At 50.0% G+C, this 14,332-nt stretch carries 16 protein-coding genes and 1 other RNA gene; 4 read left to right on the top strand and 13 right to left on the bottom strand.

All coding sequences use genetic code 11. The annotated features are described in order from the left end of the window. Window positions 1-6: 6 nt before the first annotated feature. The 7 genes from J1784_RS24910 to gatZ all read right to left on the bottom strand — a co-directional run bounded on the left by J1784_RS24910 (window position 7) and on the right by gatZ (window position 6,281). Complete coding sequence (locus J1784_RS24910; protein ID WP_217151401.1) at window positions 7-708, bottom strand: GNAT family N-acetyltransferase; 702 nt, start codon at window positions 706-708, stop codon at window positions 7-9. 121 nt (window positions 709-829) lie between these two features. Then, window positions 830-1,684, bottom strand: coding sequence for a tagatose bisphosphate family class II aldolase (locus J1784_RS24905; protein ID WP_217151400.1), 855 nt, complete (start codon window positions 1,682-1,684; stop codon window positions 830-832). Window positions 1,685-1,688: 4 nt separating this feature from the next. Then, window positions 1,689-2,738, bottom strand: coding sequence for a galactitol-1-phosphate 5-dehydrogenase (gene gatD / locus J1784_RS24900; RefSeq protein ID WP_217151399.1), 1,050 nt, complete (start codon window positions 2,736-2,738; stop codon window positions 1,689-1,691). 42 nt (window positions 2,739-2,780) lie between these two features. Next, on the bottom strand, window positions 2,781-4,148 hold the full coding sequence (locus J1784_RS24895) for a galactitol-specific PTS transporter subunit IIC (protein ID WP_217151398.1): 1,368 nt from the start codon (window positions 4,146-4,148) through the stop codon (window positions 2,781-2,783). A 3-nt stretch (window positions 4,149-4,151) separates the two neighbouring features. Further along, window positions 4,152-4,436 (bottom strand): PTS galactitol transporter subunit IIB, encoded by a 285-nt coding sequence (gene gatB / locus J1784_RS24890; RefSeq protein ID WP_217151397.1) that lies wholly within the window; start codon window positions 4,434-4,436, stop codon window positions 4,152-4,154. A gap of 74 nt (window positions 4,437-4,510) precedes the next feature. Further along, complete coding sequence (gene gatA / locus J1784_RS24885) at window positions 4,511-4,993, bottom strand: PTS galactitol transporter subunit IIA (RefSeq protein WP_217151396.1); 483 nt, start codon at window positions 4,991-4,993, stop codon at window positions 4,511-4,513. Then, entirely contained in the window at window positions 4,986-6,281 is a 1,296-nt protein-coding gene (gene gatZ, locus J1784_RS24880; protein ID WP_217151395.1) for a tagatose-bisphosphate aldolase subunit GatZ, read from the bottom strand. The genes gatA and gatZ overlap by 8 nt, the downstream gene beginning before the upstream one ends. A gap of 279 nt (window positions 6,282-6,560) precedes the next feature. Here gatZ and J1784_RS24875 point away from each other — a divergent pair, with 279 nt between their 5' ends. Next, window positions 6,561-7,343 carry a DeoR/GlpR family DNA-binding transcription regulator gene (locus tag J1784_RS24875; RefSeq protein ID WP_217151394.1) on the top strand — a complete coding sequence of 261 codons (783 nt, stop codon included), beginning with the start codon at window positions 6,561-6,563 and terminating at the stop codon, window positions 7,341-7,343. Between the two features lie 193 nt (window positions 7,344-7,536). Here the strand turns inward: J1784_RS24875 and J1784_RS24870 are convergent, their stop codons facing one another. The 3 genes from J1784_RS24870 to smpB form a co-directional block, all read right to left on the bottom strand. Continuing rightward, a complete protein-coding gene (locus J1784_RS24870) occupies window positions 7,537-8,316 on the bottom strand; it encodes an ABC transporter substrate-binding protein (protein ID WP_217151393.1) in 780 nt (259 codons plus the stop codon). A 344-nt stretch (window positions 8,317-8,660) separates the two neighbouring features. Continuing rightward, window positions 8,661-9,024: a transfer-messenger RNA gene (gene ssrA / locus J1784_RS24865) on the bottom strand. A gap of 49 nt (window positions 9,025-9,073) precedes the next feature. After that, a complete protein-coding gene (gene smpB, locus J1784_RS24860) occupies window positions 9,074-9,556 on the bottom strand; it encodes an SsrA-binding protein SmpB (protein WP_112288217.1) in 483 nt (160 codons plus the stop codon). Window positions 9,557-9,712: 156 nt separating this feature from the next. Between smpB and J1784_RS24855 the strand changes: the two genes are divergently transcribed. Both J1784_RS24855 and J1784_RS24850 read left to right on the top strand, forming a co-directional pair. Further along, on the top strand, window positions 9,713-10,147 hold the full coding sequence (locus J1784_RS24855; protein ID WP_013576738.1) for a type II toxin-antitoxin system RatA family toxin: 435 nt from the start codon (window positions 9,713-9,715) through the stop codon (window positions 10,145-10,147). Beyond that, the gene (locus tag J1784_RS24850) at window positions 10,140-10,424 is read left to right on the top strand and encodes an RnfH family protein (RefSeq protein ID WP_217151392.1); all 285 of its coding nucleotides are present in this window, start codon (window positions 10,140-10,142) and stop codon (window positions 10,422-10,424) included. Before J1784_RS24855 ends, J1784_RS24850 begins: the two co-directional genes overlap by 8 nt. Before the next feature lie 77 nt (window positions 10,425-10,501). Here J1784_RS24850 and bamE read toward each other — a convergent pair whose 3' ends face one another. The 3 genes from bamE to nadK all read right to left on the bottom strand — a co-directional run bounded on the left by bamE (window position 10,502) and on the right by nadK (window position 13,595). After that, entirely contained in the window at window positions 10,502-10,846 is a 345-nt protein-coding gene (bamE, locus tag J1784_RS24845; RefSeq protein ID WP_217151391.1) for an outer membrane protein assembly factor BamE, read from the bottom strand. A 112-nt stretch (window positions 10,847-10,958) separates the two neighbouring features. Next, entirely contained in the window at window positions 10,959-12,620 is a 1,662-nt protein-coding gene (recN, locus tag J1784_RS24840; RefSeq protein WP_217151390.1) for a DNA repair protein RecN, read from the bottom strand. Between the two features lie 96 nt (window positions 12,621-12,716). Beyond that, window positions 12,717-13,595, bottom strand: a complete 879-nt coding sequence (nadK, locus tag J1784_RS24835) for an NAD(+) kinase (protein WP_217151389.1) — start codon at window positions 13,593-13,595, stop codon at window positions 12,717-12,719. Window positions 13,596-13,732: 137 nt separating this feature from the next. Here nadK and grpE point away from each other — a divergent pair, with 137 nt between their 5' ends. Next, entirely contained in the window at window positions 13,733-14,320 is a 588-nt protein-coding gene (gene grpE, locus J1784_RS24830; RefSeq protein WP_217151388.1) for a nucleotide exchange factor GrpE, read from the top strand. Window positions 14,321-14,332 lie beyond the last annotated feature (12 nt).

Here is a 14,332-nt window from a genome sequence, read left to right as displayed (position 1 = left end):
TATGCATTAGCGCAGTTCTTCCAGACGTTGCTTCTGCTGACCTTCCGCACTGAAATTATCTGCACTTAACCAGCGGTCAAACGCTGCCTTAGAGGCTGGCCATTCGTGGTCGAGAACCGAGTACCAGCAGGTGTCGCGGTTGTGGCCTTTGTTAATGATGGCCTGACGGAACATGCCTTCATATTCAAATCCGAAACGTTTAGCTGCCAGTTTTGACGGCTCATTCAGACTGTGGCATTTCCATTCGCAGCGGCGATATTCCAACGTATCAAACAGATAACGTTGCAGCAGGTAAATGGCTTCGGTGCCAAAACGTGTGCGTTTCATCAGCGGTGACCAGTTCACCCAGCCAATTTCGGCGACGCCATTTACTGCATCAATACGCATCAGAGAAACACTGCCCACTGCACGCTGTGTTTCGTTATCGACAACAGCAAAAAATAAAGGGTCCTGACTTTTTTCCTGCTGGGAAATAAACATGTCGCAATCTGCCTGAGTGGCAGGGCGATCGACGGCAAGATAAGTCCAGTCACGGTTGTCATCAATGCTGTGCCAGGCGTTAAATAAATCCTGACTGTGACGTTCACAGGACAGTGGCTCAAGATGACACCAGATGCCATCAAGCTGCACGTGTTCAGGGCGCTCACGGGGTTGCCAGTCGGGAAGGGCGTCACCAATGGGTTGGCCAAAGTGGTTAAGGGTGGTCATAGCAGTTTCCATTTTACTATTAATGAGGTTCCATAAAATCAGAATGGAATAGCAGCCGCAACCCGCACATTAATAAAAATCCGGAAAGCGGGCTCCGGCCCGCTTCATTAATACAGGCTGATTATAAGCGCCCGGCACTTCCGCAGATCCTGATTTTTTCTTCCACGACTTTTTGCATCGCGAGTTTCCCCGGCACGATGTATTTTCGCGGATCGTTAGCGTCCGGATGTTCTGCAAAATACTCTTTCACAGCACCTGCAAAGGCAATTTTCAGTTCGGTGGCGACATTCACTTTGCAGATGCCCAAACCGATAGCCCGGTGGATCATCTCCTCCGGAATACCTGAAGCGCCGTGTAAAACCAGTGGAATATCGACCTGCTGACGGATTTGCCCAAGACGGGTGAAATCCAGTTTAGGTTCTCCCTGATACAAACCGTGGGCTGAACCAATGGCGACCGCCAGCGAATCAATTCGAGTGGCTTCAACAAAGTGTTTCGCCACGACCGGATCGGTAAAGAAGCTGTCGCCTTCTTTCACCACCAGATCGTCTTCCTGCCCCCCCAGACGCCCTAACTCTGCTTCGACACTGACATCAAAGCCATGACAAAGCCTGACGGCTTCGCACACCTGTTTGATATTGTCTGCCAGCGGAAAATGTGAGGCGTCGATCATGACGGAGCGGATCCCAGCGCGGACTTTACCTTCAATGTCAGCATGATCCTCATGATGATCCAGATGCAGAGCCAGCGGAATACGGTACTTACGCGCGGCTTCCTGGCATATCGAGATCAGATAGTCTGTTCCTGCATAGCTGAAAGTGCCTGGCGTGCCTGCCAGAATGACTGGCGAATTCATGGCTGCTGCGGTTTCAGCCACCACTTGCACAGTTTCGAGATTGTGGACGTTGAAAGCCGGTACTGCATAGCCTTCGCGCTGAGCGGCAAGCAGCATTTCCCTGTTTGAAATCAGATACATTTTTTCAGCTCCCTGTCATATCCAGTAAAATTTTACCTGTCATCGGCTTCCCTGCGAGTGCCGTAACTTCCCTGACAAATTCTTCCGGGGCTCCAACACTTGCAATCAGCGCTTCCAGATTTATCTTTTCCTCTGCAAAAAGTTGTGTCGCTTGCTGCCATTCACTGCCCGGCCAGGGAGCAGAATAATTCATCCAGCTACCCAGCAATGTCAGTTCTTTGCGCAAGATATGGCTGAATGTAGAGACGTCCAGGGTAAGGTCTTTGTGCAATGTTCCCACAAGCGCTATCTGAGCTTTTGGGCCCGCAATATCGAGGGCAAGTGCGACCGTTTGCGGTGTACCCGCTGTTTCTATGATCAGCTGGTTAAAGCGTCGTTCCTGCGTTTTCTGACGAATATCGTCGGCGCTCAGCGTCGCGCTGTTGAAGGCATGACTGGCTCCGGTTTCCAGCGCAAGGGCCAGACGCTGAGGGTTGATATCAATGGCTGTGACCGATTTTGCACCCAGCGCACTTGCCGCCTGAATGATGAGTTGTCCGATGGTGCCTGCGCCAATCACTATGACCTCTTTGTCCTGACAACCCCCGGCCAGTTTAAGGGCATGTAAACCAACTGTGATGGGCTCCAGGAATGCACCCTGCAAAAGGGTGGCATTTTCCGGCAATTTGAATAAATTTTTGCGGGATACTACCGCATATTCAGCATGCCCTCCCTCGCGGCGGGAGCCAATAAAGTCGTAATGTTTGCACTGTGAATAGGCCGCTTTCTTGCACTCTTCACATTCAAAGCAAGGGAGTAATGGTACACAGGCCACGGCATCTCCTTCCTGCAAATCGTGAATGTCTTGTCCGATACTGACGACATGACCGCTAAATTCATGCCCAAGAGTGATGGGATAAAAATGTGAGCTGTTGGCGAATATTCGCGGGATATCTGATCCACAAAGCCCGGAATAGGCGATACGAACCAGCACATCACCGGAACCCTTGAGTGCCGGCACCGGACGTTCTTCAATCCTCATCTTCCCGCCGGTGTGTACCACAACAGATTTCATAGTCAGTTTCCTTGAGCGGGGTGATCCCCCGCTGAGATGATGTTAAGCATTGGCCTGTGCAATAACTGCCAGTTTTTCTGCCTGAGTAAACTGACGGGCACGACGCCATGTCAGGAAAACTCCAATGGCGTATATGACGCCGATGACACTCAGTCCTGCGATATTCTTCAGTGTGCAAAGCTGGATCAGCAGATAGGTGATGGGTGAACCGCCCTGATCCATAGACGCCACTCTTCCACCTGCGGTAAGCGCACCGGCATTGGCTGCCAGCTGTGTATGCAGATCGATAGTCTGAGTCGCAATCCACAACGTGATGCTCATGATGATGCAGCCGGAGATAAGGGTGCGGAACAAGTTGCCCTGATGCACGGCGACAGCAATGGCAACGAAGAAACCGATGGTGGCGAGATCCCCAAACGGCAGGACCTGATTACCGGGTACCAGTACGGCAATTAAAATGGTCAGTGGAATGAAGATCAGGCTGGCAGAAACCACCGCGGTATGACCGAGCAGAAGGGCGGGATCCAAACCAATCAGGAATTCCTGTCCGCCAAAGCGGGCTTGCAAACGGGTACGGGCATGGCGGGCGATGGGCGTTAAACCATCCATAATCGGTTTGATGACTCGTGGCATCAAGAGCATCACTGCCGCTGTCTTCACGGCCAGTTGCAGTACGCTTTTAACGTCGTAACCGGCGAGGAAACCAATAATCAGTCCCATGACAAAACCGACGGTGACCGGTTCCCCAAAGGGGCCGAAACGTTTTTGAACATCGTCAGCGCTGAAATGAATTTTGTTAAGGCCCGGGATTTTTTCGATAATCGTATCGACCAGCACAGCAATCGGGCCGAGATAGGCCGAAGAACCGTGCGGGATCGCAATGCCATCAAGATTAAAGAAATCTCTGGTATCTTTCGCAAACCAGTCGCCCAACTTGTAGACAAACGCTGCATGTACCACAACACCCATTATTCCCAGCCAGTAAGAACCGGTGGCCAGATGCAACATGGCACCCGTAAAAGTCATGTGCCAGATGTTCCAGATATCTACATTCACAACACGTGTCATGCGGGTCAGTAACATCACAATATTCACTCCGATGGCAATCGGAATGGCAACCAGCGCAATTTGTGAAGCCCAGGTCATTGGGGATGAGCCCGGCCAGCCAATATCAACCACCTGCAGGTTGATTTCAAAATGCTCAGCCATCGCTTTCGCTGCGGGCCCGATGGAGTCGAGCATCAGGCCGATCACTAATCCGATACCGACAAAACCTATGCCGATGTGAATTGCCGATTTAAAAGAATCCCCCAGTTTCATCCCCAGTATCAGAGAGAAAACGATGATGACGCCGGGCAACATCACCGTCGGCCCGAGATCGAGGATGTAGCGCATTATTTCAGTAAACATGGCTTACTCCTGTAACAGGGTCAGTATTTGCTGGCGCAATGTATCCATGCCCACACCCGAGATAAAAGGCATTCCGTGGACGACCGGAATGTTGCCGAATGTCCGGTCAACTTTGGCAGTGGTACAGATCAGATGAGCGACGTGCATATAGGTTTCGATCTCCGTTACGCGACACTGCACGAGATCCACTTGTATGCCGTGCGCTTCACACAGTTCTTTGATTTCTTCTGCTGCCAGCGTAGATGTGGCTACGGCTCCGCCACAGGCGACAATAATTTTTCGCTTCACGTTAAGGTTCCTTAATAGATTGTTTTTGATATTATTTTTTAGATAAGACGTCAGATTCAATGCTGAGAATACGTTCAGGTGCAAACTGCGGATCGCTTCTCCGGTGGTGAGATAAAGATGTGTTGTTGAAACAGTTCAGAAAGCTGCGCTTCGGGTACGGTCAGTAAGCTTTCACAAAAAACGGGATCCTGTAGCTGGCCGAATAACTGGCGTAATAACTTCAGCTGTTCGGACGGATGCGTGACTATCAGAGCAATGATCAGTGATGCCGGGATGGTTCCGTCGTCATCGGCCTGAAAAAATTCCACCGCGGTATCAGGCCGGATCAGATAAATGGCAGGGCTGCGGGCATGTGTCGCTTCGCAATGTGGAATGGCGACCGCGTGATGTTCCAGTTGGATCCCCGTTGGAAATTCCGCTTCGCGATTGAGCAGCGCTTGCGGATACGATGTTTCCACTATGCCTTCGAGAACCATTCGTTCACCGATATGCGTCAGCGCCTCGTGATGATCCGCAAAACTGATGCCTGTTTTGACGAAAATCTCGCAGTTATGCATGGCAGGAACCTTCCTGAACGGTTTGCTGAGGCGTGCAGCCAAAGTGATAGGCACGTAAAACATCCTGAATTTTATCGATGATAAGTTCGTGCGGGCAGCTGACGAGTTCGCCGCTCATCACCCGTTCAAACTGAGCAGGAAGGTACTGGCTCAGTAAGCCCAGAGGGATTGTCACTGATTGCAGGTTGGCGATTAACACCTCCATCGCCCTGTTAATGCGCGCATGAGGCCAGTAGTAGCGAATACGGTCGGACAGGCTGAAATGCAGGTCGATGATCGAGAGGCTGAATGTCGGGTGGTAATATTTTTTCCAGTAACCAGGTTCATCCAGCATGACGCTGTCGATAACCGTCAGGATTTGGCTGCGCGACTCAGGCGCAATCAGTACCTGTTCAATGTTTGCCAGTGCAAAAACGGCTTCCCGCAGTGCAAACGTCAACGCGGGACCGACTTTCAAGATGGCGAAGTGATCATTGACCAGACTTCGGTAGGAATCGCGGGTCTGGTAATCGGTGGAATGTGCCTCGTAAATTAGCGTGGTAGTCTCAATATAAGCGGACAGATCCCGGGCGAGTTCGGGCTGGTAGTGGATAACACGGCTATGATCGAACTCAACACCTGGCTGAACGACGACCGCGATGATCCTGCCAATTGCATCATCCAGTCCGAGCTCACAAAATGCCTGATGGTGCATATCGAGAGTTGCTTTGGCGTCTGCGGCTTTAGTGATATGAACATGCTCAATGGCGGAAGACTCACCGCCGGGCACCGGAACCTCTGTACCAATGACATAGGTCAGCAGCTTCTTCTGTTGTGGCGTTGCTACCCTTTCTGCAACCTGGCATAAACGCGCTGCGCGCTGAGCCACCATGAAGGGATCCAGAGGGACAGGATCGTCCGCGCAGGACATAGACGCATCCAGATGAATTTTGCTGAACCCGGCTTCGACATAGCGGGCAATCAGCACCTCGGCTTTTGCCATCGCACTTTCGGCGCTTTCGTTCTGCCAGCAGTTAGGCCCCAGATGATCCCCGCCTAAAATCAGACGATGTACCGGGAATCCCATTTTCTCGGCTATCGTGAGAACGAAATCGCGAAAATCCATCGGCAGCATGCCGGTATAACCGCCAAACTGATTGACCTGATTAGAAGTGGCTTCGATCAGCACTTTGCGATCCGTATGCAAATCTTCACGTAATGCCGCTTCAATCACCAGCGGGTGTGCAGAGCACACTGAACAGATGCCAGCCCTTTCACTTGTCTTGTGTTTAGCAATAATGTCTTTCATTTTATGCCTCCGTTTATTTTCGATGAGGATCGTACCTTTACGAAAGGCAAACAATAGCGTTTTCTGCATTATGTGATGGTGATCGAAATGTTTCGTAAGTCTATTGCATTCGTTTGCTTTCGTTTGAGGTGGCTTGTCGGAAAATGAAAAGATACAATAGGGTTCAGCAGTGCAGGGACGTCGGGAGTTGCTATGATTCACATCGCAGGGAATTTTTACTCCTCATTAAGGTGCCTTTTGTTTACACTGTGAGGAAGATGACCTTTCGGATTACTCATAATGAATACATATGAACGTCGTAATAAAATCATTGATTTAGTGAATGAGAATGGCAGTGTTCTTGTGACGGAACTTTCGAGTGCTTTCGAAGTTTCGGAAGTAACCATTCGTTCGGATCTAAGTTTGCTGGAACAAAAAGGAGCATTGAGCCGCTTTCATGGTGGTGCGGCAAAATGGACTGCGAAGGAAGCTTCCGGTCACGAAAAACAGCCGGGAGAATTGGTTTTAGAAGAGCGCTATCTTCAGGCCAGCGACCCCAAAAAACGTATCGCACAGGCCGCGGCTGCCATGGTTAAGCCCGGAGATACGGTGATCCTCGACAGCGGAAGCACAACGATGCTTCTGGCCGAAGAGCTTGTAAAATCAGGCGATATAACGGTTATCACTAATAATCTCCCCGCGGCTTTTGTTTTGTCTGAAAATCCAGACATCACACTGGTGGTTTGTGGTGGAACGCTGCGGCATAAAACCCGATCATTACATGGCAATATCACTGAATATGCGTTGCAGGGCATTGTGGCCAACCTGATGTTTGTGGGGGCTGATGGTCTGGATGCGGCCACTGGGATCACTACTTTTAACGAAGGCTACAGCATCAGCGGAATCATGGCCGATGCAGCACAGCACGTTGTCGTTGTGACGGATTCCACTAAATTTGGGCGCCGCGGTTACAACCTTGTTCTGCCGATGGAAAAAATCGACACCATCATCACAGACAGCGAAATAACGGAAGATGCTTGTACAGCTTTGAAACGGACGTCAACTAAACTCATTCTTGTATAGCCTTTTAAGCGTTGGCATAAGATGGCGCTGACTATAAACTTGCTTTGAAAGAGAGGATATGGGGTGTTTCGATGGTTGCGTAGTATCACGCAGATAATGTGATGCTTTACAGTAACGGGGATCTGGTAGTGGAAGATTGCTCGCGGGAAATGCCTGTTGCAGAGCGCGGGTCATACGACAGGCAAAGGTGATGTCAGGACTTTTTGTTGTACACCTCAAAGGTGAAATATTTCTTTTCCAGCTTTTCGAAGGTGCCGTTTTTGTGGATTTCAGCGAGCGCATTATTAATTAATGAGAGATGCGTCTGGTCATCTTTACGCAAACCAATTGCAGTTCCTTCCCCTAAATAGCGGGTATCAGTTAAAGGCTCACCAGCGAACGCATAATCAATGCCTTCCCTGGTTTTTAGAAAGCCAGTCTCAGCCGCGGCAGCGTTAGTCAACGTGACATCGATACGTCCAGATGCCAGATCCTGATTCACAAAATCCTGATTCTGATAGGAAACTACACTCACACCTTTCTTCTGCCATTCACCTTGCGCGTAAGCTTCCTGAGTGGTGCCCTGAGCCACACCGACAGTTTTACCTTTCAGCGAATCTGCCGTGGGTTGTAGGTCACTGCCTTTCTTTGCAATCAAAATACTCGGCACGTGATAAAGCATGTCGGAAAAATTGACCTGCGTTTTACGTTTTGGCGTCATCGACATTGCCGAAAGTACCGCATCAAATTTTTTGGCATTCAGCGCCGGGATGATGCCGTCATAGGCGGTTTCAACCCATTCACATTTCACTTTTGCCTGCGCGCAAATCGCGTTGCCTAAGTCGATATCAAAACCGACCAGCTGGCCGTTGGGCGCTTTAGATTCAAAAGGTGGGAAAGAAGGATCGACACCAAAGCGCAGCGTGGTTTCTGCGTGTGCCATGCCGCTGGTGGTGCATAATGCTGCGATGGCCAGCAAGGTGCTTTTTTTCACAAGTGTTCTCCGGTGGTACCCAATAAAAACAACCCCCCGTCCGGTTGCGGCGAGGGTAAAAGAGTTATGTCTGTTTTGAATATGACGACTAGGCTCATTATGGTCAAGCGACAAACTTGTGTTCAAAACGGGCAGCAGTGTGAGATAGGGATGATTGGTTTTTGGGCAGAACAAGTCAGGGGATAAAAACGGTTATAGCAGGGTAAGTTCTGCTATGCATTTTAAAAACAACAGGATAGAAAGATATGGGAGCAGATAACAGGCAATAAAAAAGCCGCAAACCCTTGCGGGCTGCGGCTTTCTTTGCGGTAACGGTCTTATCTGGTAATAACCGAAACCTTGTTTGGTGGAGCTGGGGGGATTTGAACCCCCGTCCGAAATTACTACACCGTCGGCACTACATGCTTAGTCCAATCTTTACATTCGCCGGTTAGCTGCGGATGGACACGCCACTAACAAACTATCCTGATTGGGTTTAACGCTTTCACCCCAGGCAAGGTGTCCACGCGATCTCTTTTGGGTTTGACCTCTCTTGATCCCCGTCCTAAGAGCGGAGGCTAGGGAGAGAGGGCTCTTAGCAGGTTATTAAGCTGCTAGGGCGTAGTTTTCGTCGTTTGCGACTATTTTTTTGCGGCTTTTTACGAGGCAAACCGCCCCTCGGCATGCTCCTTGGGCTTCGCAAATCCCGTCGAATCCAGAATCAGCCCCAAGTACTATTACGCAGTATACCAGAAAAAGAACATGCTAAGCCAGAGACTTAGCGGTTTGAGTTCTTCATGATACGTGCTTTGTCTACTTTCCATTCACGATCTTTAATGTCATCGCGCTTATCGTGCTCTTTCTTACCTTTAGCCAGGCCGATTTTCACTTTTGACCAGGCGTTTTTCCAGTACAAAGAGAGTGCAACGACAGTGTAACCATCACGACTGACTTTTCCGAACAGCGTTTCTAATTCACGCTTTTTCAGCAGTAATTTTCTTGTACGGGTTGGGTCGCAGACGATATGACTCGACGCCACGTTAAGAGGTTGAATGGTTGCGCCGAATAAATAGGCTTCACCGTCGCGGAATGTGACATAGCTGTCAGAGATGTTTGCTTTACCAGCACGCATCGATTTGACTTCCCATCCCTGCAAAGCAAGCCCCGCCTCGATTTCATCTTCAATGAAATATTCATGGCGAGCGCGTTTGTTCATCGCGATAGTCGCGGAACCGGGTTTATGTGCTTTTTTCTTTGTCATAGTGATACTTATTATACTGTAAGCGATGCCGATTGAAATCCCCACGCTGTCAGAGTGGGGTGTTTTTCCTGTTTGTGGCGACCTGTGCTTCGTAGTTTTTATTACCGCGCGGATAAATGGTATTATCTGTACGTTTTATGACACCTGGAAAATGATATGCCACAGATAAGTCGTTCTGCGCTTGTACCGTTCAGCGTGGAACAGATGTACACCCTGGTTAATGATGTCGATGCCTATCCGCAGTTTCTGCCCGGTTGTACCGGCAGCCGCATTTTAGAAAACAGCGATACGTCCATGACCGCCGCCGTTGATGTTTCGAAAGCGGGCATCAGTAAGACTTTTACGACCAAAAATACGTTAATCAGCAATAAGCGCATTGATATGCAACTGGTCGATGGTCCTTTCCGCAAACTGACGGGAGGATGGGATTTCATCGAGCTTAGCCCCGATGCCTGTAAAGTTCAGCTTAGCCTTGATTTCGAATTTACCAATAAATTGATTGAGTTAGCATTCGGGAAAATCTTTAAAGAACTTGCAGGCAGCATGGTTCAGGCGTTCACGCTGCGCGCAAAAGAGGTTTACAGTGTCTGAGATCCGCGTTGAAGTGGTATACGCGCTGCCAGAACGTCAGTATCTGCGCACGGTAAAACTGGAAGAAGGAAGCAGCGTGGAGCAGGCCGTTAAGGCTTCCGGGTTGCTTGATTTACGTAGTGATATCGATTTAAAACAGAACAAACTGGGTATCTACAGTCGTCCGGTAAAGCTTGCTGATACAGTGAATGACGGAGATCGTATTGAGATTTACCGGCCATTAATTGCTGACCCGAAAGAGCTGCGGCGGATACGCGCCGAACGTTCTAAAAAATAAGGCGCCTCAGGCGCCTTATTTTTTTACCCTGAAAGATGATTTTTGGCAGTCACCAGAGACCATCACACCGGGGCGATTTATTTTTGATCGCTCAGCTTCGGTTTGTTGTCGATATTAGTCAGCTCACCCGCCTGGTTGAAGGTCAGCGTTAACGTTTGCTGTGTTATACCTTCGTGGCCTGGCTCCTGACGGAACACGTAATACCAAACATCATTGCCAAACGGGTCATGCAGCATCGGCGTGCCAAGAACATAAGCAACTTGTTGTTTAGTCATACCGGTATGAATTTTTTGAACGTCAGCAGGAGATAAGTAATTCCCCTGGTTGATATCAGGCCGATAAACCACCTTTTCCAGAGTGGAACAGCCCGCAGTAAGCATTACAAGAGCTACAGCGGCGGCAGTTAGCGTTTTACAGCGCATAGTCATTACATTCCTTTAGGGCATAAGATGCCGATGATAATAGACCTTTCATCAGTTTGAAACCTTTGCGGGGCACCTGTATGACCGCTTAAATGTAAAAAAGTTGAGCTTTTTACGCAGCGAGCAGCTCTTTTGCATTGGCCAGCGTGTTTCGGGTGACTTCACTTCCGCCCAGCAGACGCGCCAGTTCCTGCAAACGCGCCTTTTTATCAAGCCGGTTCATTTGCGTTTCTGTCACTTCGCCGTCGGTTTCTTTGCTGACAAAATAATGCTGATGTCCGCAACCTGCAACCTGCGGCAGGTGAGTTACGCACATAACTTGTGTTGATTCACCTAACTGGCGCAGCAGACGGCCGACAATGGCTGCCGTTGGTCCGCTGATACCGACGTCCACTTCATCAAAGATAAGCGCAGGTGTTTCCATTTTTTGTGCCGTAATCACCTGGATTGCCAGCGCGATACGGGAAAGTTCACCGCCTGAGGCCACTTTAGCCAGCGCCTGGAGAGGTTGTCCCGGGTTGGTGGTGACCTGGAATTCAAGACGGTCAGCGCCTTCCATATTCAGGTGTTCCGGTTCGAACTGGACCTGAATTTTGAATTTACCGTGCGGCATGGAAAGTGCCTGCATGCTTTGGGTGATCAGATGCGTTAGCTCATCGGCGAAATACTGGCGTTTCTCGTGCAGCTGTTCGGCAATTGCTACAGCCTGCTGATAATGACGCTGTACCGCTTCGCTCAGCTCTGCCTGGTTAGTTTCCTGATCATCCAGTGCCTGTTGTTCTTCGAGTAACTGACGGTGCAATTCAGGCAGTTCTTCTGCGCTGACATGATGTTTACGCGCCAGATTCATCTGGCGGGACAAGCGCTGCTCCAGCTCATATAAACGGTTTGGATCCATATCCAGGCGTTCGCTGTAATGGCGCAGTTCATCGCTGGCTTCGCTGACCTGAATGGACGCGTCATCCAGCATTATAATCAGATCGTTCATTTTGCTGTCGAGTTCAGCCAGTTCGGTCAGCTGATTACGGGCGGTGTAAAGCAAGCGCACGATGTTTTGCTCCTCACCATCTGCCAGAAGGTACAGGGCGCTCTGGCTCAGTGAAAGCAGTTGCCCGCTGTTTGCCAGACGTTTGTATTCTTCATCGATTTGTTCGTACTCACCGGCCTGAGGAGCGAATTCGTTTAGCTCTTTCAGCTGATACTGCAATAGCTGACGGCGCGACTCACGCTCGCTGACTTGTTGCTGATATTGCGCCAGCTGACGGCAGCTGTGATGCCAGTTTTGGTAAGCTTTGCGCATTTCTGCCAGCAGCACAGGTTGGTCGGCATAAGCATCGAGCAAATCTTTCTGATGCTCAGGTTTAAGCAGAAGCTGATGGGCGTGTTGTCCGTGAATTTGGATCAGATGCTGGCCGAGTTCACGAAGCTGTGACAGGGGAACGGGTGTGCCGTTAATAAAACCACGGGAACGACCGTCGCTGCTGATGGTACGACGCAGCAGGCAATCCTGTCCTTCGTCGAGCTGGTTTTCTGACAGCCAGTGTTTTGCGGAAGGCGTATCAGCCAGAGTGAAGCGTGCGCAGATATCGGCACGACTGGCCCCCAGACGCACCATGCTGCCGTCTGCCCGACTGCCGAGACAAAGTCCGAGCGCATCAATAGCGATGGACTTGCCGGCACCGGTTTCGCCGGTGATTGCCGTCATACCGGCATGAAAATCGATTTCTAATTCGCGGACAATGGCAAAGTTACTGATAGTTAATTGCGCCAGCATGATCACCTTCCTGTACATAACAACAGACCTGTAATTACATACAGTATAAACTGGTTTTATATACAGTAAAGGGGCTGGCGAATTATTTTTATCTGATCAGAAGAGTTTTTTTGACCATCCAAGTTTCGTGCTTAATGTATTGAAATAGCTGTAGTCTTTCGGGTGGATCAGATTCAGATGGAACTCACTGCGGCGGATTACCACTTCTTCACCCGGCTGAATAGGCAGGGCAATCTGGCTGTCACAGCTGATTTCCAGATCATTGCTCATATGTGAGAAGCGCAGACAAATCGTACTGCTGCTGTTGATGACCAGCGGGCGCGCAGAAAGTGTGTGCGGGAACATCGGCACCAGCGCGATAGCTTCCAGGGTTGGTGTCAGGATCGGGCCGCCACCTGAAAGCGAATACGCGGTAGAGCCGGTCGGTGTCGAAATAATCAGACCATCTGACCGCTGGGAAAAGGCAAATTTGTCGTCAATATAGACTTCAAATTCAATCATATGCGCTACTTTTCCCGGGTGAAGGACAACTTCATTAATGGCGGTGCTCACGCGGCATTGCTGGTCTTTGCAGCGTACCATCGCCTCCAGCAGGAAACGTTGTTCGCTGATGTATTCGCCCTGCAGAACGTCATCGAGTTGCTGTAAAGCGTTGTCCGGATCCAGATCGGTCAGAAAACCGAGATTGCCACGGTTGATGCCGATGACTTTGATGTCATAGCGCGCCAGAACGCGTGCGGCGCCCAGCATATTACCGTCACCGCCGACAACAACGGCCAAATCAGCCAGTTTGCCGATTTCCGCCAGACTGCCCGTGGTGGCGCCTTCCAGAGCTAAATCCTGCGCCACCTGTCGCTCAACAATGACCTGATAACCTTTTGAGATTAACCAGTGGTAAAGCATTTCATGGGTGGCAAGTGCCGAAGGATGGCGAGGATGTCCGACAATCCCAATGCACTCAAATTTTTTATTCATCGCTGTGGTTATCCTCAGCAGGTTGTGATGACTCCTGCATTATGACCGGTTTCATTAAAAACCAAACCTTGAAACCCCGGTTTTGATCCCCATAATAAGCCAACTAGCAAGATTAATGCTAAAACGCGGAGAGATTCATGAGTAGTAAAGAACATAAGACACCTGACGAGCAAGTCTCTGAAGAACTGAATCAGGAACAAGAGCTGCATGCGCAAGCGGAAACTCAGGCGGCAGATGTCGTTGACCCGCGCGATGAACGTATTGCTGAATTGGAAGCACAGCTGAAAGAACTCCAGCAGCGTGAGCGTGACAGCCTGCTGCGTGCGAAAGCGGAAGTGGAAAACATCCGCCGCCGCACCGAACTGGATATCGAGAAAGCGCATAAATTCGCTCTGGAGAAATTCTCCGGCGAGTTGCTGCCTGTTATCGATAATCTGGAACGTGCTCTGGATCTGGCTGATAAATCCAATTCAGAACTGGCAGGTTTGATTGAAGGCGTCGAGCTGACCCTGAAATCTCTGCTGGATGCTGTGCGCAAGTTCGGTATGGAAGTGGTTGGCGATATCCACGTGCCTTTCAATCCTGAACTGCACCAGGCGATGACGATGATGGAATCCGAAGAGCTGGAACCTAATCACGTACTGATGGTGATGCAGAAGGGCTACACGCTGAACGGCCGTCTGTTACGCCCGGCAATGGTAGCGGTTTCCAAAGCCAAAGCCTGATTCTGTTTTTAG

This window comes from Rahnella ecdela (genome assembly GCF_019049625.1).
GTDB classification, from domain to species: domain Bacteria; phylum Pseudomonadota; class Gammaproteobacteria; order Enterobacterales; family Enterobacteriaceae; genus Rahnella; species Rahnella ecdela.
Note: the sequence above shows the minus strand (reverse complement) of the source record. Positions and strands in the feature narration are given on the sequence as shown.